General features: G+C 29.9%; 20 protein-coding genes. 12 read left to right on the forward strand and 8 right to left on the reverse strand.

All coding sequences use genetic code 11. The annotated features are described in order from the left end of the window. Positions 1–7: 7 nt before the first annotated feature. Complete coding sequence (locus AC3ATN_RS01620) at positions 8–781, forward strand: UDP-2,3-diacylglucosamine diphosphatase (protein ID WP_487531468.1); 774 nt, start codon at positions 8–10, stop codon at positions 779–781. Continuing rightward, a complete protein-coding gene (hflX, locus tag AC3ATN_RS01625) occupies positions 774–1985 on the forward strand; it encodes a GTPase HflX (RefSeq protein ID WP_487531469.1) in 1212 nt (403 codons plus the stop codon). The genes AC3ATN_RS01620 and hflX overlap by 8 nt, the downstream gene beginning before the upstream one ends. Here hflX and AC3ATN_RS01630 read toward each other — a convergent pair. Further along, entirely contained in the window at positions 1982–2734 is a 753-nt protein-coding gene (locus tag AC3ATN_RS01630) for an SDR family NAD(P)-dependent oxidoreductase (protein ID WP_487531470.1), read from the reverse strand. The two genes, hflX and AC3ATN_RS01630, sit on opposite strands and share 4 nt — an antisense overlap. A 280-nt stretch (positions 2735–3014) precedes the next feature. Between AC3ATN_RS01630 and AC3ATN_RS01635 the strand changes: the two genes are divergently transcribed. From AC3ATN_RS01635 to AC3ATN_RS01670, 8 genes are all read left to right on the forward strand, one after another. Continuing rightward, positions 3015–4013, forward strand: coding sequence for an AAA family ATPase (locus tag AC3ATN_RS01635; RefSeq protein WP_487531471.1), 999 nt, complete (start codon positions 3015–3017; stop codon positions 4011–4013). A gap of 16 nt (positions 4014–4029) precedes the next feature. Then, complete coding sequence (locus tag AC3ATN_RS01640; RefSeq protein ID WP_487531473.1) at positions 4030–4899, forward strand: DUF58 domain-containing protein; 870 nt, start codon at positions 4030–4032, stop codon at positions 4897–4899. Then, positions 4900–6522: a hypothetical protein gene (locus AC3ATN_RS01645; protein ID WP_487531474.1), complete on the forward strand. Its 1623-nt coding sequence runs from the start codon at positions 4900–4902 to the stop codon at positions 6520–6522. Between the two features lie 4 nt (positions 6523–6526). Beyond that, positions 6527–7528 carry a vWA domain-containing protein gene (locus tag AC3ATN_RS01650; RefSeq protein WP_487531475.1) on the forward strand — a complete coding sequence of 334 codons (1002 nt, stop codon included), beginning with the start codon at positions 6527–6529 and terminating at the stop codon, positions 7526–7528. 234 nt (positions 7529–7762) lie between these two features. Then, complete coding sequence (locus AC3ATN_RS01655; protein ID WP_487531476.1) at positions 7763–8569, forward strand: VWA domain-containing protein; 807 nt, start codon at positions 7763–7765, stop codon at positions 8567–8569. Continuing rightward, positions 8556–9356: a tetratricopeptide repeat protein gene (locus AC3ATN_RS01660; RefSeq protein ID WP_487531477.1), complete on the forward strand. Its 801-nt coding sequence runs from the start codon at positions 8556–8558 to the stop codon at positions 9354–9356. The genes AC3ATN_RS01655 and AC3ATN_RS01660 overlap by 14 nt, the downstream gene beginning before the upstream one ends. A gap of 4 nt (positions 9357–9360) precedes the next feature. Next, on the forward strand, positions 9361–11115 hold the full coding sequence (locus AC3ATN_RS01665) for a BatD family protein (RefSeq protein WP_487531478.1): 1755 nt from the start codon (positions 9361–9363) through the stop codon (positions 11113–11115). Then, entirely contained in the window at positions 11105–11866 is a 762-nt protein-coding gene (locus AC3ATN_RS01670) for a tetratricopeptide repeat protein (RefSeq protein WP_487531479.1), read from the forward strand. The genes AC3ATN_RS01665 and AC3ATN_RS01670 overlap by 11 nt, the downstream gene beginning before the upstream one ends. Here AC3ATN_RS01670 and AC3ATN_RS01675 read toward each other — a convergent pair. Continuing rightward, positions 11861–12385 carry a CvpA family protein gene (locus AC3ATN_RS01675; protein ID WP_487531480.1) on the reverse strand — a complete coding sequence of 175 codons (525 nt, stop codon included), beginning with the start codon at positions 12383–12385 and terminating at the stop codon, positions 11861–11863. The genes AC3ATN_RS01670 and AC3ATN_RS01675 overlap by 6 nt on opposite strands. Positions 12386–12518: 133 nt before the next feature. Here AC3ATN_RS01675 and pheS point away from each other — a divergent pair, with 133 nt between their 5' ends. Beyond that, a complete protein-coding gene (pheS, locus tag AC3ATN_RS01680; protein ID WP_487531481.1) occupies positions 12519–13535 on the forward strand; it encodes a phenylalanine--tRNA ligase subunit alpha in 1017 nt (338 codons plus the stop codon). Here pheS and AC3ATN_RS01685 read toward each other — a convergent pair. Continuing rightward, positions 13532–14566 (reverse strand): NAD(P)H-dependent glycerol-3-phosphate dehydrogenase, encoded by a 1035-nt coding sequence (locus AC3ATN_RS01685; protein ID WP_487531482.1) that lies wholly within the window; start codon positions 14564–14566, stop codon positions 13532–13534. The two genes, pheS and AC3ATN_RS01685, sit on opposite strands and share 4 nt — an antisense overlap. A gap of 393 nt (positions 14567–14959) precedes the next feature. Continuing rightward, entirely contained in the window at positions 14960–16498 is a 1539-nt protein-coding gene (amaB, locus tag AC3ATN_RS01690) for an L-piperidine-6-carboxylate dehydrogenase (protein WP_487531483.1), read from the reverse strand. 98 nt (positions 16499–16596) lie between these two features. On the opposite strand from amaB, the gene AC3ATN_RS01695 reads away from it, so the two are divergent. Continuing rightward, on the forward strand, positions 16597–17607 hold the full coding sequence (locus tag AC3ATN_RS01695) for an isoaspartyl peptidase/L-asparaginase family protein (protein ID WP_487531484.1): 1011 nt from the start codon (positions 16597–16599) through the stop codon (positions 17605–17607). Between the two features lie 2 nt (positions 17608–17609). On the opposite strand, the gene AC3ATN_RS01700 is transcribed toward AC3ATN_RS01695, so the two are convergent. Genes AC3ATN_RS01700 through rnc form a run of 4 tightly spaced genes read right to left on the reverse strand, consistent with a single transcriptional unit; the run spans position 17610 to position 20685 of the window. Further along, positions 17610–18056 (reverse strand): CYTH domain-containing protein, encoded by a 447-nt coding sequence (locus AC3ATN_RS01700; protein ID WP_487531485.1) that lies wholly within the window; start codon positions 18054–18056, stop codon positions 17610–17612. Between the two features lie 10 nt (positions 18057–18066). Beyond that, positions 18067–19494 (reverse strand): pyruvate kinase, encoded by a 1428-nt coding sequence (pyk, locus tag AC3ATN_RS01705; RefSeq protein ID WP_487531486.1) that lies wholly within the window; start codon positions 19492–19494, stop codon positions 18067–18069. After that, entirely contained in the window at positions 19494–19952 is a 459-nt protein-coding gene (locus AC3ATN_RS01710; RefSeq protein WP_487531487.1) for an IPExxxVDY family protein, read from the reverse strand. The genes pyk and AC3ATN_RS01710 overlap by 1 nt, the downstream gene beginning before the upstream one ends. Beyond that, a complete protein-coding gene (rnc, locus tag AC3ATN_RS01715) occupies positions 19945–20685 on the reverse strand; it encodes a ribonuclease III (protein ID WP_487531488.1) in 741 nt (246 codons plus the stop codon). Before rnc ends, AC3ATN_RS01710 begins: the two co-directional genes overlap by 8 nt. Position 20686 lies beyond the last annotated feature (1 nt).

The raw sequence follows: 20686 nt of genomic DNA on the forward strand, positions 1-20686 counted from the left end.
GTGTCAAATGAAAACTTTATCTTTTCCTAAAACCAAAAAAATCTACTTTGCATCAGATCAACATCTTGGTGCTCCATCAATAGCTTCTAGTAAAATTAGAGAAGAAAAATTTTTAAAATGGCTCAATTATATTGAAAAAGATGTTGGTGCTTTATTTTTATTAGGAGATCTTTTTGATTTTTGGTTTGAGTATAAATCTGTTGTTCCAAAAGGATTTGTTAGAGTTCTTGGAAAGTTAGGTAATCTCTCTGATAAGGGTATTCCAATATATTTTTTCGTAGGAAACCACGATTTGTGGATGGAGAACTATTTTATTGATGAATTAGGGATACAAGTTTTTTTTAAACCTCAAGAATTTAGTTTAAACGGGAAGTCATTCCTAATAGGACACGGTGACGGTCTTGGTCCTGGTGATTATGGCTATAAAAGAATGAAAAAACTCTTTACTAACCCGATATCAAAATTTTTATTTAGATGGATTCATCCTGATATTGGAGTAAAATTTGCCCAGTACCTTTCAATAAATAATAAATTGATTTCTGGAGATGAGGATGTAAAATACAACGGACCTGAAAACGAAATTATTTATCAATATGTTTTAAGAAAACAAAAAGAAAAATTTATGAATTTTTATATTTTTGGTCATAGACATCTTCCGTTAGATCTACCAATTGAAAAATCTCGTTATATTAACCTTGGAGACTGGATCAATCACTTTACATTTGCTGAATTTAGTAATGATAAACTAATATTAAAACCATGGAAAATAAATAATGATTGAAGAAAAATCATTGGTCTATGAAAATACAGTCTTGGTTGGAGTTATAACTTCTGATCAAAATGAGGAAAAATCATCCGAATATATAGATGAGCTCGAGTTCTTATCATATACAGCTGGTGGCAAGGTAATAAAGAGGTTTACTCAAAAAATAAATTTACCTAATCCAAAAACTTTTATAGGAAGCGGCAAATTAAATGAAGTTGAGGTTTTTGTTACAGAAAATGATGTAAGCACTGTTATTTTTGATGATGAATTATCTCCTGCTCAACAAAATAATATTGAAAAAGTTCTTCGATGTAAAATACTAGATCGTACAGGTTTAATACTTGATATATTTGCACAACGAGCGAAAACAAGTTATGCTCGAACCCAAGTAGAATTAGCTCAATACAAGTATTTGCTCCCACGACTTAAGGGTTTATGGACTCATCTCGAAAGACAAAAAGGAGGTATAGGGATGAGAGGCCCTGGAGAAACTGAAATTGAAACAGATAGAAGAATTGTAAGAGATAAAATAGCTCTTTTAAGAAAAAAGTTATTATTGATTGATAAGCAAATGGCTACTCAAAGAGGAAATAGAGGAGAACTTGTCAGGGTAGCTTTGGTTGGTTATACAAATGTTGGTAAATCAACAATAATGAATGTGATTTCAAAAAGTGATGTTTTTGCAGAGAACAAGCTTTTTGCTACATTGGATACAACCGTTAGAAAAGTAGTGATTGGTAATCTTCCTTTTTTACTAAGTGATACAGTAGGCTTCATTAGAAAGCTTCCAACACAATTAATCGAGTCATTTAAAAGTACACTTGACGAGGTTCAAGAAGCTGATTTACTATTACATGTTGTAGATATATCTCATCCTAATTTCGAAGATCACATTGAATCTGTAAATAAAATATTACTTGAAATAAAAAGTATAAATAAACCCACTTTAATGATATTTAACAAGATTGATGCCTACAACCCTGAACCCTGGGATCCAGACGATTTAATCAATACAAGAACAAAAAAGAATTATACTTTAGAGGAGTTAGAAACTTCGTGGGTAAGCCAAAGTAATGGTAAGAGTTTATTTATATCGGCTTTACAGAAAGACAATTTCAAAAAGTTTAGAATAGATACTTATAAAACGATAAGAGATATTCATATTACAAGATTTCCATATAATCATTTTTTATATCCAGAGGGTCTAGATGAGTATTAAGTTGATTTATTTAAAACATATGCACCAGCTTGATCAGTAGGTAGAATTGTTAAATCTGCTATGTTAACGTGTTTTGGAGCATCTATCATATAGCATATTCCGTCTGCGACATCCTCTGATGAAAGAGGAGTATAACCTTCATATACTTTTCTAGCTCTTTCTGTATCTCCTTTGAATCTAATATTTGAAAAATTTGTTTCTACTAATCCTGGGTTTATTGCTCCAACTCTTATTCCAAAAGGATTTAAGTCTAAACGAAGGCCTTCTGTAAACTTTTCTACGGCAGCTTTACTTGCACAATAAACATTTCCCTTTGGATAAGATTCCTTGCCAGCAATCGATCCAATATTAATTATCTGACCTGACTTCTTTCTAACCATGCCATTTAAAATTGCTTTTGTAACATACAGAAGACCTTTTACGTTTCCATCGATCATTGACTCCCAGTCGGAGATATTGGATTCGTGTGCCAAAGCTAGTCCATGAGCGTTTCCGGCATTATTAATTAATACATCTATATCTTTGAATTTTTTTGGAATTGAGGATATGGATTTGAAAACATCGTCTTTATTTCTAATATCAAAAGTTAAAATAAGTGTATCTGTTTTCAAAGTATTTGATAATTCTTCTAGTTTATCTTTATTTCTTCCACACAGCACTAAAATATGTTCTTTTTCTGCTAATTTTTCTGCTGTGGACCAGCCAATTCCACTACTTGCACCTGTTATTAAAATTACTTTTTTTTTCATAGACTCTATAGTACTAGTTTTTATATGTGATAAAACCTTTTTTCAACAGTATTCATTTAGATTAGATATTCTTGATTAGGCTTAACTCTATTTATATTAAAAGAGAGTTTACATTATTTGAAAGCTATATCTTATTTTAAGATCAGCTATTTTCTTCTAAAATAGCAATACTTTATTCCTATATAATTTTAGCTCCAACTATTTTTTAACCAATTATTAACAACATTTTCTGAAATTAATCTTCATTTTTGTTTCATAAATTATAAATATTATAAATATCATGGAAAATAATAACATGGATATTAATTCGATTAATGAAATCATTGAAAAAGAAAGTGCATTTGTCGATATTCTTACTTTGGAAATGAATAAGGTTATTGTTGGTCAAAAAACTATGATTGAAAGACTTTTAATTGGCCTTTTAGGTAGAGGGCATGTTTTATTAGAAGGAGTTCCAGGTTTAGCAAAAACTTTAGCAATAAACACTCTTAGCCAAGCGGTTAAAGGCAGTTTTAGTCGTATTCAATTTACACCAGACCTTCTTCCAGCTGACGTTGTAGGGACAATGATATTTAACATGAAAGAAAATGATTTTTCAATAAAAAAAGGTCCTGTATTTGCAAACTTTGTTTTGGCTGATGAAATAAACCGTGCTCCAGCAAAAGTTCAATCAGCACTTTTGGAAGCGATGCAAGAAAAACAAGTAACAATTGGAGATACGACGTTTAAACTAACTGAGCCATTTTTAGTAATGGCAACTCAAAATCCAGTTGAACAGGAAGGAACATATCCACTTCCTGAAGCTCAGGTTGATAGATTTATGCTAAAAACAATAATTGATTATCCAGAAATCGAAGATGAAAGATTAATTGTTCGTTCAAATTTAAAAGGATCATTCGAAAAAATAAAGCCTGTTGTTACAACAAAACAAATTCTTAGTGCTCAAAAATCTGTCAGATTAGTTTACATGGACGAAAAAATCGAAAAATACATACTTGATTTAATTTTCTGTACTCGATACCCTGAGAATTATAATTTAAGTAAACTTAAACCACTTATCAGTTTTGGATCATCCCCCAGGGGAAGTATTAATTTAGCAACAGCTGCAAAATGTCACGCATTTTTAAAACATCGAGGTTATGTTATTCCTGAGGATATTAGGGCTGTGATTTATGATGTTCTTCGACATAGAATAGGATTAACATATGAAGCTGAGGCCGAAAATATTAGCACTGAAGAAATAATTAGTCAAATAGTAAATGAAGTAGAGGTTCCCTAAGGGATAATTTAATTTTATGGATACCAAAGCACTTTTAAAAAAAGTTCGTAAAATCGAGATAAAAACTCGAAGATTAAGCAACCATTTATTTGGTGGAGAATATCATAGTACTTTTAAAGGAAGGGGCATGACCTTTAGTGAAGTAAGGCAGTATGAGTTTGGAGATGATGTCAGGGCAATTGATTGGAACGTAACAGCTCGATATAATAGTCCTTTTATTAAGGTTTTTGAAGAAGAAAGAGAGCTCACTTTAATGCTTTTGATAGACATTAGTGGATCTGAATCTTTTGGTTCACAAACTCAAACAAAACGCGAGGTAATAACTGAGGTTGCTGCAACTTTAGCGTTTTCTGCACTTCAAAATAATGATAAAGTAGGAGTAATTATGTTCTCTGGTAAAATTGAATTATACATACCACCAAAAAAAGGACGTTCTCATGTTTTAAGAATTATTAGGGAATTACTTGAATTTCAGCCCACTAATAATTTAACAAATATTGGAGATGCATTAGCGTTTTTATCAAGTATTTTAAAGAAAAAAGCAATTGTATTTCTTTTATCAGATTTTATAGATTCTAATTACGAAAAGAATTTAAAGATAGCTGCAAAAAAACACGACTTAACAGGGATTAGAATTTATGACAAATTAGAAACTTATATACCCAAAATGGGTCTGATTCCAATGATGGATTCAGAAACAAAAGATCTTACATGGGTAGATACTGATTCTAGATCAATTCGTGAATCTTACTCGGTTGGATATTCCCAGAATGCTGAGAACTTCTCAACTTTATTTAATAAAAATGGAGCTGGGTCTATTAGTTTTGGATTATCAGAAAGCTATGTTAAAAAACTATTAGGCTATTTTAAAAAAAGAACTAAATAGATGATTTTCATTAGATTCTTTATGTTTTTTTCAGTATTTGGATTAGTTAATTCTCAAAATATTCCAAAAGTCAATTCTGGAGTAGTCTCCAATACAATCAACATTGGAGAGCAAATTAATTTTTTTTTAAATATAGAAGTTGACTCAGTCAAAAGAATTGAATTTCCGGAGAAATTACAAATAGCTCCAATGGAACTTTTAGAAATTTTCCCAACTGATACTCAAAAAATTCAAAACAGATATTTATTAACTAAAAGATACGCCCTAATTCAATTTGATTCGGGCTATTATCATATTCCACCCCAGCGAGTTTTGATTAATGGTTTTTCAAAACTTACAGACTCTATAATGATTCAAGTAAAAGATATAGCTATTGACACCCTTAAGCAGAATCTTTTTCAGATTAAACCAATTAACATAGTTAAAAAAAACTATGATAATTTAATACAAAGAATAGTTTATGCATTTCTAATCACTACTATTTTTATTAGTATTATTTATTTATTTATAATATATCAAAGACAAATATCGGAAAGAAAAAAAACGATTCCTCCTTTTGAAAAGGCTATAAAAGCTCTAAAAGAGTTAGAGAAAAAAAATCCCAAAACCCGCGTGGACTTTAAAAAATATTACTCTAAATTAACTGACGTTGTTAGGAGATACCTAGAGGAAGAGGTAAACATTGATGCCCTTGAAAGTACTTCAGATCAACTTCTGCTAAAATTAGAATTATACAAGAAAAGAGGAAAATTAGATTTGGAACAAACAACGATTAAAAATTTAAAAACTGTTCTTGAAACCGCCGATTTAGTAAAATTTGCTCGAGCTATTCCCGAATCTGAATCTTTTAAGTTAGATACAAAATTAGCAGAAGAGATGGTTGTCGAGACTAAAGAAGCTTTACCCGAGCCAACAAATGAAGAGCTAAAAGCTAAAAAAGTTTATGAGGATATCTTAAGAAAAAGAAAATATAAAAATATACTTAAATGGGTTTCAATCTCAATATTTACTCTTGTTTTAGTTTCGATTATTTCGTTAGTATCAATTTATGGATACTTTCCAGTTCGTGACACATTACTAGGATATCCAACTAAAAAGCTAATTAGCAATAAATGGTACAATTCTCAGTATGGATCACCTCCAATAAAACTTTTAACTCCAAAAATTTTAGAAAGAAAAATAATTACCCCAAAAACATCTACTCTTTTTATAATGGATAGTATTCAATCAAGATATTATATTGAATTACTTTTTGAAAAAAAGAAAAATAATAATATATCCGAAAACTTAGATGAAAATAAAGATACAAGTGGAGAGGAACAAACTCAAAAAATTTTGGATCAAACAATTAGTAGATATAAAAGTCAAGGAGCTGTAAATATATTGATGGATGCAGATAACTTTGAGACACCCTCTGGCATGCCTACTCTAAAAATATCAGGAACTCTTGATTTTACAGAAACTAAAAATGATAAAATGATTAGGCGATATTTTACAACTTTAATTGTTGATTATAAGGAAGGGAAAGTTAGTTTAACTTTAATTCATGATAAAGAGGATCGTTATGGAGAGGAAATAAGTGAAAAAATAATTAATAGTATTGAATTAATTAAAAAACTTTAGAAAAATGTTTGATAATATATCCTTTTTGAATTTGGACTTTTTCTGGCTATTTAGTTTATTCCCAGGCTTAGTTATTTGGGAAATATATTCTCATAAAAACAAACAGGTTCATCTTCAATTGTCAACTTTAAATGCTATTAAGAAAAAAACATTTAGAGTATACTTAAGGCCAATACTTTTTATTTTAAGGCTATTGTCACTATCATTACTCATAGTTGCCTTAGCTAGGCCACAAACAACCGAAACATCATTTAAAAGTAAAACAAATAAAGGAATAGATATTGTTATGGCGATTGATGTTTCGTCTAGTATGCTGGCTCAAGACTTAAAGCCGAATCGTCTTAATGCTTTAAAAAAGGTAGCTTCAGATTTCATTGACGACAGGATATCAGATCGAATAGGATTGGTAGTATATGCCGGAGAAAGTTACACCCTTACGCCTATAACAAGTGATAAGATCATAGTTAAAAATAGCTTGTCTAGCATTCAATATCAGGGATTAATTGAGGATGGTACTGCAATTGGAATGGGATTAGCTACTTCTGTCAACAGGCTAAAGGATAGTAGAGCTAAAAGTAAGGTGATTATACTTTTGACAGATGGAGTTAATAATTCAGGTTTTATCGATCCCAAAATCGCGTCCGAACTTGCTGCAGAATATGAAATTAAAACATATACGATTGGACTTGGAAGTAATGGGATGGCTAAGGCACCAATAGGTATTTTGCCTAATGGTAGATTTCAATATGGTATGACTAAAGTTGAAATTGATGAAAAGTTACTACAATCTATTGCTGATATGACAGGCGGTCAATATTTTAGAGCAACAGATAATAAAAAATTAAAACAGATTTACTCCATAATTAATAAGCTTGAAAAAACAGAAATAGAAGAATTCAAGTACACTAATTTTAATGAGAAGTATCGCCCTTTTCTTTTTTTAGCTTTAACATTTATTATATTGGAGTTTATACTACGTAACACAATTTTTAGAAGTTTTATATAGATTATGTATTTACTAGATGAACCCTCTTACATATACCTTTTTATTATAATCCCAATTCTTCTAGTTCTCTATTTATGGATTGTAAGATGGAAATCAAATACCCAAAAAAAATTTATTGGTATAAAAATGATAAATTATTTAAGTCCTAATCGCTCAAAGTTTAAGTATTTTTTTAAGTTTTTTCTTTTAATTTTTTCTTTAATTTTTTTAATTATAGCATTAATCAATCCGAAAATGGGAACAGAACTAGAAACTGTAAAAAGGGAAGGTGTAGATTTAGTTTTTGCAGTAGATGTGTCAAAAAGTATGCTAGCCGAGGATGTTGCTCCAAATCGAATTGAAAAAGCCAAAAGGCTTGTTTCAGAAATTATAAATAACTTGGTTGGTGATAGAATAGGAATTATAGCATATGCAAACCAAGCAATACCACAATTACCAATAACCACAGATTATAATGCCGGTAAGATTTTCCTGAGAAGCTTAAACACAGATATGCTATCGTCTCAAGGAACTGCTCTTAATTCGGCTTTAGACCTTTCTTCTACATATTTTAATGACAATGATCAGACAAATAGGGTTGTCTTTATTTTTTCTGATGGAGAAGATCATTCTGAAGAAGCAGGAAGTGCATCAATTAAAGCTGCTTCTGAAGGAATTAAAATTTTTACTTTTGGAATTGGGACTGAATCGGGAAGTCCAATTCCAATTAAAATAAATGGAGTATTGGAAAGCTATAAAAAAGACGAAAACAATGAAGTTGTTATAACAAAAAGAAACAGTAAAATATTAAAAGAAATTTCGGAAAACGCTAATGGAAAATATATTGATGCAAACAATACAAAAGAGGTTATAGAATTTGTTTCGGAGGTTTTAAAAAATTTAGAGAAAAAAGAATTTGAAGCCAAAAATTTTGTTAGTTATAAAGATCAGTTTCAGCCATTTATTTTTGCAGCATTTATTCTACTTTTAATGGAGTTGTTCGTTTTTGAAAAAGAGACTATGTGGTTAAAAAAATTAAATCTTTTTAATGAAAAAAAATGATATGAAGATATTATACATAATATTATTACTCGTTAGCTGTTCTTTGTTTTCTCAAAAAAATTTAATTGAGAATGATTTATATGAAGGGAACGAAAAAGTTAAAAAAGAAGACTATTTAGGAGCAGAAATGAACTATCGTCTTGCTCTTACGAGAGCCCCCAAATCTCCAAAAGCTCTATTTAACTTAGGAAATACTCAATATCAGGCAAATGCATATGATGAAGCCGCTCAACAATTTTTTATAACACAAAAATTTTCTAGTAATAAAAGTGAAAAGCATGCTGCACTTCATAACATGGGTAATGTTTACATGAAAAAAAAGGAATATGAAAAAGCAGTAGAATCTTATAAAAGTGCATTAAGAAATAACCCCTCAGACGACGAAACCAGATATAATTATGCTCTTGCAAAATCTCTTTTAGAAAAAGAAAATAAAGAGAAAGATAATGATTCTAACAAAAAAAATGATGAAAAGAAGAATGATGAAAAAAAAGAAAAGGGAGATAATAAAAATCCATCTGGTGAAGATGAAAACAAAGGGGAAGAAAAAGATGATAAAGACGATAAGTCCGATAAAGAAAATAAAGATTCAAACCAGTCTGATGATAAAAACAATAATTCTTCTGATAAGTCCGATCAAAACAAAAAAAGAAAACCAGGTCAACTATCTCCGGAGCAAGTTAAAAGTCTTCTTGAAGCTATGAATAATCTAGAGAACAAAGTACAAGATAAAATCAATGCTAAAAAAGTAAAAGGTAAGCCTATAAAAACTAAAAAAGATTGGTAGCAAAATGCGAAAAATAATATTCATATACTTATTATTATCGGGTCTATATATTAATGCTCAGATTGATTTTGATCTAAGAGTTAGTAAGAAAAAGCTAGCAGTGAATGAAAGACTCAGACTTGATTTTGTGATGAATCAAAACGGAGATAATTTCACTCCCCCTTCATTTGAAGATTTTAATCTTGTGGGAGGTCCAAATCAATCCGTTAGTAACTCATGGATTAATGGTAAAAGATCTTTTTCAAAAACTTTTACATATTTTCTAGCTCCCAAAAAAAAAGGAATATATAAAATTGGAGCTGCACAGATTAGCTTTGAAGGCAGTAAATATGAGACAGATCCTGTTTCAGTTGAGGTATCATCTTCTGTCGCTAAGCCATCAGGCTCATCAAGTGTTGAATATTTAGCAGATGAAAACATGCATCTTGTTGCGGAAATATCCAAAATTGACCCTTATCTAAATGAGGCAATTACAGTTGTTTACAAGTTATATTTTAGAGATCCAATTAAAATTTCTGATGCCCGTGAAATCCAGAGTCCTAAATTTAGTGACTTTTGGAGTAGTTCAATTAAAATACCACAGTTAAAAGTTGAATCTGGATCATATAAGGGAGAATCCTATAATCAAGTAGTGTGGAAAAAATCTATTTTATATTCTCAAAAAACAGGAAAGCTGGTTATAGAACCTCTTGCTTTGAGTTTAGTTATTGAAATCCCCACAAAGCGTAGAGATTTCTTTGGAAATACCATTTATAAACAAGTTTCAAGATCTGTTAATGCAGGAAAACGTATTTTAAATGTTAAAGAACTGCCTGATGAAAATAAGCCAAGTGAATTTTCAGGAGCAGTAGGAGATTTTAAACTAGATTTTTTGATCAATAAAAAATCTCTCAAAGCACAAGAATCGTTTCAATCAGTAGTTAAAGTTTCAGGAAAAGGAAATTTAAAGCTTTTCAAACTTCCAAAAATAAAGGCTCCAAGCTCTATAGAACTTTTTGAGCCAGAGTATAAAGAAGAAATAAAGACAACACTTTCTGGTATGGAAGGAACAATTCAAAACACATATACAATGGTTCCTCAAGTTCAAGGGAAATACCCAATTCCTCAAATTGAATTCACCTATTTTGACCCAAATAAAGAGTCGTACGTAACTCTAAATTCAATTGACTATGTAGTCGATGTTTACGGAAATAGCTCTCTCTCTAATTCAATTAAATCTCAAGAAAAAATCGATCAAGATTTAAAAATAAGTACTGATGGTGCTTTTGGTTTTATAAAATTGAAATCAAAATTTACTCCAATAAATAAAGTAGAATTTTGGAATAAATCAATTTTTTGGTTCATAGTTTTTTCCCCTCTAGTTCTTCTACCAATTATTATTTTAATCAGAAAATTGTTGAAATCTAGAACTTTTGATGAAAATGATCTAAAGTTAAAAAGAAGAAGTAAGCTTGCAATAAAGTTTTTGGGAAATGCAAAAAAACATATTAATAATAAACCAGAATTTTATGATTCTTTAGAAAAAGCATTTCACAACTATTTAAAAGCAAAACTCAGAATCGAAACTGTTGATATTCAAAGAGATATAGTGGTAAATTCACTAGTTAAAAAAGGGGCAAATACTTCAACTATAGATTCTTTTATGATTATTCTGGATAACTGTGATATGGCCAGATATTCTAAAATAACCAATGTTAAAATGAAACAAGACTACTATTCTGCAATTGATATTATTGAAAAACTAGATAATGAAATATAATGTAATGAATTCTTTTTATACGATTTTTTTTATGTGTCATATTGGATTGTCACAATCCCCTGAATTATTATTTGAAAGGGGAAATCAATTATACAATGATGGAGAATTTGAGTTAGCCATAATGGAATTCAATAAAATATTAGAAAATAATTTACATAGCTCGGAATTATATTTTAATATGGGAAATTCATACTATAAATTAAATGATATAGCCAACAGTAATTTCTATTTCGAAAAATCACTTCTCCTTTCTCCAAATGACATTGGAATACTTAAAAATTTATCATTTGCAAAAAACATGATATTAGATGATATTGAAGAGCTTCCAAAAACACAATTTCAAAATAACATAAACTATCTTGTTTCTTTATTCTCAATTAGAGTTTGGTCATTTATTTTAATTAGTTTAATGTTATCATTTTTTATTTCGTCTATTTTATACTTATTTTCTAACAATCCAATCTACAAAAGAGCTTATTTTTCATTATCATTTTTTCTTATTATTATTTCATTTTTAACTTCTAATTTGATTTGGAAGGAATCAAAAAAAATAAATGAGCAGAAAAATGGAATTATTTTTTCTAAAGAGTTGTCTGTTTTTTCTGAACCTAATATTAGAGATGAAGAAATATTTACTTTACATGAGGGAACTAAGGTTGAATTAATGGACAAATTGAAGGGGTGGAATAAAATAAGATTAAGAAATGGATCTGAAGGCTGGGTTGTTGAAAATAATATCAAACCCTTATAAATATTTCCATTCCTCTTCAATAGAGGTGCTATTTATTTTGCTAAAAATAAATGAGCCTATTCCTGAAAGAGGTTCAAGTATTAGTGAATTTTCCATTAAATCAATTTTTAATTGCTTGCTAATCTCATTAGAGAAAAATATTTTGATTGTTATAAAGATTAAACAGGATGAAATAACCACCCATTTAGATAAACCAAATATGAATCCAGCTATTCGATTTATTATACCTATTGGAGCTACATTAACAGCCTTGGTTATTAATTTTGCAAAATAAGAAACCAAATAGATGGTTGTAAGGAAAATTATTAGACACGAAATTACATATGCAACACCTGTCGAAATATTTAAAATATTTTCAATTAATATGGATAATTGATTTGAAAAATAATACACACTAATTATACTTATAAATAAACTAGCTAAACTGGCAACTTCTCTAATTAGACCTTTTTTAAAGCCTGAAAATGATCCATAAATAAACAGGCATAAAAACACAAGGTCAATCCAGTTAACATTCATATTGATTTTTTTTAAATTTAAGAATTGATTGAATAGAAAACTAAATTTGTTTTATAAATTAAATATATGATGTAAAAATAATTACTATGCTAAATAAGGTTGTTATAATTAATAGAATCTGTACTTTTATAAAATGATAGAAGAGGTAAAAAAACATTTAAAAAAAGTAAATGATTTTGAAACAGAAAACCTATCTGATCTTGAATTATTTAGAATAGAATATTTAGGAAAAAAGGGAGTTTTAAATAAATTCTTTACCTCTTTTAGAAATGTGTCAATAGATGATAAGAAGGAGTTTGGAAAAGAATTAAACATTCTTAAAAATGCTGTAACTGAAAAAATAAAACACCTTAAAGGGGTGTTAAATTCAAATAATGAAGAGGGAGTAAATGGGGATTTATTTCGTCCAGGATTAGACTTTGATTCAGGGTCAAGACACCCTTTGTCAATTGTTAAGAATCGAATTATTTCAATCTTTTCACAAATTGGTTTTAATTTGTCAGATGGACCGGAAATTGAAGATGACTGGCATAACTTTTCGGCACTAAACCTTCCAGAACACCATCCTGCTAGAGATATGCAGGACACCTTTTTTATTAAAACTAATCCAGATATATTACTTCGAACACACACTTCATCTGTTCAGGTAAGATATATGGAAAATAACGAGCCTCCAATTCGTATACTATCGCCGGGTCGTGTTTTTAGAAATGAAGCAATATCATCAAGATCTCATTGTATATTTCATCAAGTTGAGGGTTTGTATATTAACAAAGAAGTTTCATTTGCTGACCTAAAGCAAACTCTTGAATATTTTACTAAAGCATTGTTTGGTAAATCAATTATTAGATTACGTCCATCTTATTTCCCTTTCACTGAACCAAGTGCTGAGGTTGACATTTATTGGGGTTTGGAAACAGAGATTGATAGAAGAATTACAAAAGGTACCGGTTGGTTAGAAATTATGGGATGTGGAATGGTCGATCCAAATGTATTGATCAATTGTGGTATTGATCCCGAAAAGTATTCTGGGTATGCTTTTGGAATGGGAATTGAAAGAATTGCAATGCTTTTATATCAGATAAATGATATTAGAATGTTTTTTGAGAATGATTTAAGATTTTTGAAACAATTTAAGTCATCTATTTAATCTAGTTTAGACTCCAACTTTTTAAAAACTTTTTTGGGATTTGAATTCTCGTAAAGTATTGAATATACTGCATTTAATATAGGAATTTTAGTTCTAAATTTTTTATTCATCTGAAATGCAGATTTTGATCCATAATATCCTTCTGCAATCATATTCATTTCTATCAAAATGTCATTTATTTTATATCCTTTACCAAGCATAACTCCTAGTTTTCTATTTCGACTAAAGGAAGAATAGCCTGTTACTAACAAATCTCCTAGATACGCCGAGTTATTAATATTTCTTTTCATTTTATAAACATTCTTAATAAATTTTTTCATTTCTCTTATTGAATTACTCATAAGAATACTTGTAAAATTATCTCCATAACCTAGTCCATGTGAAATTCCTGCGGCTATTGCATAACAATTTTTTAACATTGCTGCATACTCAGTTCCGATAATATCGTCTGAAATCGAAACTCTTACATATTTGCATTTGAGCCACCTAGATATAACTTTAGCAGTTATATTATTAATACATGAAAAAGTTAAATATGAAAGTTTTTCCATTGCTATTTCTTCAGCATGACATGGTCCTGATATAACACCAATTTGATCATATGAAATTTTAAAATGATCATGCAAAAAAGTCCCTAAAATTTTCATTTTTTCAGGTATAACACCCTTTATAGCTGACACAAAAATTTTTCTACTAACATCAATATTTATTTTATTTAGTTCTTCAAAAGCATAAACTGAAGGAATAGCGACTATTATAACTTCCGACTCTTGAACTATTTCATTTATATTAGAGCTAATATTTAGCCTACGAACTTTAAGTTTTGTAGAATCTAAATATTTAGGATTAAGACCATTTTTTTTTATTTTTGAAATATCCTCACTATTTCTAACATACCAGTTTACTTTTCTTTTGTTTTCTGTGAGAATTTTAATTAAAGCAGTTGCCCAACTTCCACTTCCTAAAACTCCCACTTTCCAGCTCAGATTATAATTAATGACCTCTATTCCATTTTCAATTTTTTTTAACATATAAATAAGTTTTGACTAATTTATTAGACATACTAAAAGTCCAAGTCCGTAAAAAATAATTATTCTTAGAAATTTCTTTCTGCTATCTCCGCTGTTATTGTGATATTTCCAACCTAAAAATATCAGAAAAACTGAGCCAAAATAAATAATTTGTTTTTTAAAATTTAACAAACCAAAATCCTTTGAAAATAGCAATAATAGTGAAAGAAACAACTGTATTAATGAAGCTACTAACCCAAATGTAAAATATCTTAAATGATTGTGGTTATAAATTTTTTTAAAAAAAAAACCAAAAATTGAGATAACAAATATTAAGGTTAAAATAATTTTGACAAAATTTGACCAAAAATTAATTATATATTCAAACATTGATTGTTAATATTTGATTTTACTTTATAAGTCAAATTTGATACCCTGAGCAAGAGGAAGTTCCGAGGAATAATTAATTGTATTTGTTTGTCTTCTCATATAAACCTTCCATGCGTCTGAACCGCTCTCTCTTCCACCTCCTGTATCTTTTTCACCTCCAAAAGCCCCTCCAATTTCAGCTCCCGAAGTCCCGATATTTACATTTGCAATACCACAATCACTTCCCCAGTGGGATAAGAAAGTTTCTGCCTCAAGAAGATTTTGAGTCATTATAGCAGAAGATAAACCTTGTTTAACATTGTTTTGAATGTCAATTGCGTTTTGAACATTTCCAGAGTATTTAATTACATATAAAAGTGGTGCAAATGTTTCTGTTTGAACTACCGATGCATCAGCACTTATTTCAGCTATCGATGGAGAAACATAACAACCACTTTCGTAACCTACCCCAGAAAGTGGACCTCCTTTAATTATCCAATTAGCTCCATCTTTTTCAGCAAGATGAATTGCATTAATATATTGATTGACAGATTTTTTATCAATTAGTGGTCCCATGTGATTTTTTGTATCTAACGGATCCCCTATTTTGATTTGTTCATAAGCTTTTTTTAGAGCTTCTATCATAGAATCGTAAATATCTTCATGTAAAATTAAACGACGAGTTGAGGTACATCTTTGTCCACAGGTTCCGATTGCTCCAAATACAGCACCAATTATCGTCATTTTAATATCGGCATTTGGAGTTATTATAATAGCATTATTGCCTCCAAGTTCTAGTAAAGTTTTACCTAAGCGTCTTCCAACAGTTTCACTTACTTTTCTTCCCATCTCAGTTGAGCCAGTAGCTGAAATAAGTGGAATTCTATTATCAGAAGACAACCATTCCCCAATTTTAGCATCTCCATTTACTAAACATGATATTCCTTCTGGCATTTGATTCTCTCTTAAAACTCTTTCAATAATTTTTTGGCATGCAATACTGCAAAGCGGTGTCTTTTCACTTGGTTTCCAAAGACAAACATCTCCACATATCCATGCTAAAGCCACATTCCAGCTCCAAACTGCAACAGGAAAATTAAAAGCTGAAATAATCCCAACTACCCCTATTGGGTGGTATTGTTCATACATCCTGTGTAAAGGTCTCTCAGAGTGCATAGTAAGACCATGGAGCTGCCTAGATAGGCCTACGGCGAACTCACAGATATCAATCATTTCCTGAACCTCTCCAAGACCTTCCTGATATGATTTTCCCATTTCATATGAAACTAACTTTCCTAAGTTTTCTTTTTGAATTCTTAATGCATCTCCAAACTGCCTTACCAAATCTCCACGTTTTGGTGCTGGTATTTTTTTAAAGATTTGAAATGCATTTTCCGCACTTTCTATTATCTTTTCATAGTCTTCAACACTCGCGCCTGCAACTTCAGGCATCGACAACCCATCAACAGGTGAGTTAGTGTAAATAATTTCTCCCGATCCAATCCAATTGGTGCCAGTACTGCAACCTAGTTGGCTATTTTCAATTCCCAAGGATGCCAAAACTTTTAAGATATTTTTATTCATAATGATTAACTTAAATGAGATTCAAAGTTAGTACTATTTAAAAAAAGTTAGTATTAAAAAAATATTTATTACGTTTGAATAATAAACATATTAAAGTCATGAACTATAAGCTATTACTTCTTTTACTTTCATTTTATTCGTGTAACTCTTCTAAAAACGACACAAATACCCAGATATATTCAATTGTTATTCATGGAGGAGCTGGAACTATTTTGAAAAAAAATATGTCTCAAGAAATGGAAATTAAATATCTAAATAAGTTAGAAGAAGCAATTGGTGTTGGGTATAAAATTTTAGAAGCTGGAGGATCAAGTCAAGAAGCTGTTGAGAAAACAATAAATATAATGGAGAACTCTATACTCTTTAATGCAGGAAAAGGAGCAGTTTTAAATTTTGATGGAAATGTGGAGCTTGATGCTTCATTTATGAATGGGTTAACTCTAAACGCTGGTGCTGTTTCAGGAGCTTCAAAAATAAAAAATCCTATTTCTGCTGCAATAGCAGTTATGGAGAACTCCCCTCATGTCATGTTGTCTGGGGACGGAGCCGATGAATTTGCCTTAAGTCAAAAACTGGAGTTAGAACCAAATAGTTATTTTATAACAGAGCGCAGACTTAAGTCTTTAAAAAAAGTTAAATCTAGACAAACTTCAGCTTCGATAGATGATAAAGAATATTTGTTATCTCAAAAATATGGAACTGTAGGATGTGTTGCACTTGATCAAAATGGAAATATTTCATCAGGAACATCTACTGGAGGTATGACAAACAAAAAATGGAATCGAATTGGAGATGCCCCTATAATTGGAGCAGGAACATATGCGAATAATAAAACTTGTGGTGTTTCTGCCACTGGTTGGGGAGAGTTTTTTATTCGTTCAGTAGTTGCATATGACATCTCAGCTTTAATGGAATATAAGGGTATTTCAGTTGAAGAGTCGGCAAGAATTGTTATACATGAAAAAGTAGCAAAATTGGGGGGTAATGGAGGAGTTATCGCGCTTGATAATCAAGGAAACGTAGCTATGGAAATGAATACTGAAGGAATGTATAGAGCTCATATGGATTCAAAAGGGAACAAGACAATCAAAATTTATGCAGAAAAATAATTTTATAATTGGGAATTATAGTATTTTATTTCACCTGTAACTTCTCTACCTAACCATTTTGGTTTTGGGAAGATTGAATTAATTGAATTTAATTCAATCTCTGCAACTATGAGTCCTTTGTGCTTTCCTTTAAAAACATCAACTTCATAAATAAATCCTTTTTTCGGTATTATATATCTAGTTTTTTTTATGGGGTCAGCAATACACATATTCATAAGTTGAGCTGCATCTTTAAATGAAATTTCATTTTCGACCTCTATTCTGCTGGTCCCATTATCAAAAGTTTCACCTTTAATTGTTAAAAAAGCTTTATTGTTTATAATTCTTACCCTAACTGTTCTTTGAGGATCTATAGATAAATAACCTTGCTCGATTGATTCCTCATTAACACTCTCTTTTATGAAATTGAGATTTTTAACTAAAAATTTACGTTCAATTTCAATAGCCATAATTAAAAAATTATATTTCTGTAACTCTCAATGTATTTACCATTCCTTTAGTTTTAACTGGCATTGCAGTTAAGTTAATTAAGAAATCACCTTTAGATACGTATTTGAATTTTTGTGCCACTTTATTTATTTCTTCAACTGTATTATCGGTACTGTCATAATTATCATAGAAAAAAGATTTGACTCCCCAGAGCAAACTTAGCTGACTTAAAATCCTTCTATTTGAAGTAAAAACTAATATGTTAGACATAGGTCTCCAGGCTGATATTTGAAAGGCAGTGTATCCACTATTTGTTAATGTACATATTGCCTTTGCCTTAATTTCATTTGCCATAACAGCTGCATGATAGCAGATCGATTTAGTTACATACCTATTTGTTTTAATTTTAGGTGGAAGACTTGGCACACGAATAAGATCAGACCCTTCAACACTAAGAAGTATTGAACTCATTGATTTAATTACTTCTACTGGAAACTTCCCAACTGAAGTCTCACCGGAGAGCATTACGGCATCTGCACCATCCATTACAGAATTAGCCACGTCATTTACCTCAGCTCTAGTGGCAGTTCTACTCTCTATCATTGTCTCCATCATTTGAGTCGCAATAATAACTGGAATTCTTGCTTTTTTAGCTTCTAATACAAGTTTTTTTTGAATTAATGGAACCTGGGCAGCAGGAATTTCTACCCCTAAATCACCTCTAGCAACCATAAGTCCATCACTATTATTAATTATTTCAGAAATATTTTTTATTGCTTCAGGTTTTTCAATTTTTGAAATAATTGGAATTTTATAGTCAGAATACTTTTCAATTAATTTCTTTAGCTCAATTATGTCTTCTTTTTTTCTAACGAATGATAAAGCAATCCAGTCAACATTTTGTTTTATGGCAAAAATTGCATCTTCAATATCTTTTTTTGTTAGTGCTGGAAGTGAAATTAAAGTGTTGGGTAAGTTTACACCTTTATTCGATTTAAGTTGCCCACCCTGAATAACTTTAGCAGTTACTAGATTTGTATTATCGGTACTTAGTATTTTAAAAATCAACTTTCCATCATCTAATAAAATAATATCTCCAATATTTACATCAGAGGCAAAATATTTGTAGGCCATGTAAACTTTAGTGGAATTACCTTTAAAAGGTTTTGAGCTAGAAAAGTTAATTATTTGACCTTCTTTAACCACAGAGTTATTTTCAATTTCACCGATTCGTAGTTTCGGTCCTTGGAGATCTGCTAAAACAGAAACATGTATTTGAAGTTCCTCACTAATCTCTCTTATTAAAGAAATACTTTTTGAAGCACCTATATAATCAGAATGAGAAAAATTAATTCTAAAAACATCAACGCCCTCTTCAATCATTTTTTTCATTGTTTCTGGAGAATCTGATGCGGGACCTAACGTAGCAACTATCTTAGTTTTTTTTGATTTTAACATTAATCAAGTATTAAATTAAAATTTGATTTAACAATAGTGTTGTCAACAATATAAGACAAGACTAACTGAGGCAATTTGTTTAATGTCTTAATTGTATGATTTATATCTAGACCGTGTTTTATCTTTATAAGATAATCAACATCTGGAAGAGAGTCCAACAAAGATACTTTTTTTGTTTCTGACAGATTAAATAAAGAATTAGTTTTAATGTCACTCCTAAAATCAATAAATTTTTTATTTGAAATTAAACTACAATTAATCCCTTTAATTAAATTCTCCCATTGAAATATTTCAAAAGTTGCATTTTTGTATAAAATGATTTTTTCATCTCTTGTAAAGTTAGCTCTCAGATTTTTATTTAAAATAAAAGCCATTGAATAATCGGGTAAACTTGTATGTACAGCTATTAAGAAATACTCTTCAACTATTTCATCAATAAGAAAGTATTTTTTATTCATTACTTCTGAACTTATATTTCAAAGCATTGTATGCTCTTTTTGAGGCTTTTTCCTCAGATTTTTTTTTTGATACTCCTCCTGCCTTAGAAACTTGCTTATTATCCAAAAAAAGAATTGAAGAAAAATTTATTTTGGGATTTAACCCTTCATCTTTTGTTGTTTTAAAAATAAGTTTTGTTTTATTTTTTTGAGACCATTCAATAAGTGTTCCTTTATAACTTATTATTGATGAATCTATGGTATCAAAATTTATATAATAGTCAATAATTTTATTTAAAATAAAATTTTTACATTTCTCAAAACCTCTATCTAAATAAATTGCCCCAATTAATGATTCTAACATGTTACCATGAATATCATCCTTTGAATCTTTTATGAAATGATTGCTGTCAATAAATCTATGGAGTCCAAGAGAATATCCAATTTTATTTAAGCTTTCCCTGTTTACAATTTTAGAACGAAGTTTTGTAAGGTCTCCCTCTTGGGAATTTGGAAAATTAATATATAAATGATCAGAGATAATAGTCCCTAGGATCGAGTCTCCCAGGAATTCAAGTCTTTCATAATTAATATTCAAACCATCCTTATCTCGAATATTTTTCGATTTATGAGTAAATGCAATTTTAAAAATTGATATATTTTTTGGACTAAAGCCAAGAATAATTTTTAATTCAGAAGAAAGAGTACATTTAGGATCTTTGTTTTTATTAAAAATTCGATCCAGGTTAAACACG

The sequence above is a fragment of the Candidatus Marivariicella sp. genome (assembly GCF_983056325.1).

Excerpts from the sequence above, each read along its gene's own strand:
- amaB (WP_487531483.1), bottom strand. The coding sequence starts at position 16,498 with ATGAATAAAAATATCTTAAAAGTTTTGGCATCCTTGGGAATTGAAAAT.
- AC3ATN_RS01675 (WP_487531480.1), bottom strand. The coding sequence starts at position 12,385 with ATGAATGTTAACTGGATTGACCTTGTGTTTTTATGCCTGTTTATTTAT.
- AC3ATN_RS01685 (WP_487531482.1), bottom strand. The coding sequence starts at position 14,566 with ATGTTAAAAAAAATTGAAAATGGAATAGAGGTCATTAATTATAATCTG.
- pheS (WP_487531481.1), top strand. The coding sequence starts at position 12,519 with ATGATAGAAGAGGTAAAAAAACATTTAAAAAAAGTAAATGATTTTGAA.
- AC3ATN_RS01635 (WP_487531471.1), top strand. The coding sequence starts at position 3,015 with ATGGAAAATAATAACATGGATATTAATTCGATTAATGAAATCATTGAA.
- AC3ATN_RS01665 (WP_487531478.1), top strand. The coding sequence starts at position 9,361 with ATGCGAAAAATAATATTCATATACTTATTATTATCGGGTCTATATATT.
- AC3ATN_RS01710 (WP_487531487.1), bottom strand. The coding sequence starts at position 19,952 with ATGAATAAAAAATACTTTCTTATTGATGAAATAGTTGAAGAGTATTTC.
- AC3ATN_RS01620 (WP_487531468.1), top strand. The coding sequence starts at position 8 with ATGAAAACTTTATCTTTTCCTAAAACCAAAAAAATCTACTTTGCATCA.
- AC3ATN_RS01655 (WP_487531476.1), top strand. The coding sequence starts at position 7,763 with ATGGGAACAGAACTAGAAACTGTAAAAAGGGAAGGTGTAGATTTAGTT.
- hflX (WP_487531469.1), top strand. The coding sequence starts at position 774 with ATGATTGAAGAAAAATCATTGGTCTATGAAAATACAGTCTTGGTTGGA.
- AC3ATN_RS01695 (WP_487531484.1), top strand. The coding sequence starts at position 16,597 with ATGAACTATAAGCTATTACTTCTTTTACTTTCATTTTATTCGTGTAAC.
- AC3ATN_RS01670 (WP_487531479.1), top strand. The coding sequence starts at position 11,105 with ATGAAATATAATGTAATGAATTCTTTTTATACGATTTTTTTTATGTGT.
- AC3ATN_RS01650 (WP_487531475.1), top strand. The coding sequence starts at position 6,527 with ATGTTTGATAATATATCCTTTTTGAATTTGGACTTTTTCTGGCTATTT.
- AC3ATN_RS01645 (WP_487531474.1), top strand. The coding sequence starts at position 4,900 with ATGATTTTCATTAGATTCTTTATGTTTTTTTCAGTATTTGGATTAGTT.
- pyk (WP_487531486.1), bottom strand. The coding sequence starts at position 19,494 with ATGTTAAAATCAAAAAAAACTAAGATAGTTGCTACGTTAGGTCCCGCA.
- AC3ATN_RS01630 (WP_487531470.1), bottom strand. The coding sequence starts at position 2,734 with ATGAAAAAAAAAGTAATTTTAATAACAGGTGCAAGTAGTGGAATTGGC.
- AC3ATN_RS01660 (WP_487531477.1), top strand. The coding sequence starts at position 8,556 with ATGAAAAAAAATGATATGAAGATATTATACATAATATTATTACTCGTT.
- AC3ATN_RS01640 (WP_487531473.1), top strand. The coding sequence starts at position 4,030 with ATGGATACCAAAGCACTTTTAAAAAAAGTTCGTAAAATCGAGATAAAA.
- AC3ATN_RS01700 (WP_487531485.1), bottom strand. The coding sequence starts at position 18,056 with ATGGCTATTGAAATTGAACGTAAATTTTTAGTTAAAAATCTCAATTTC.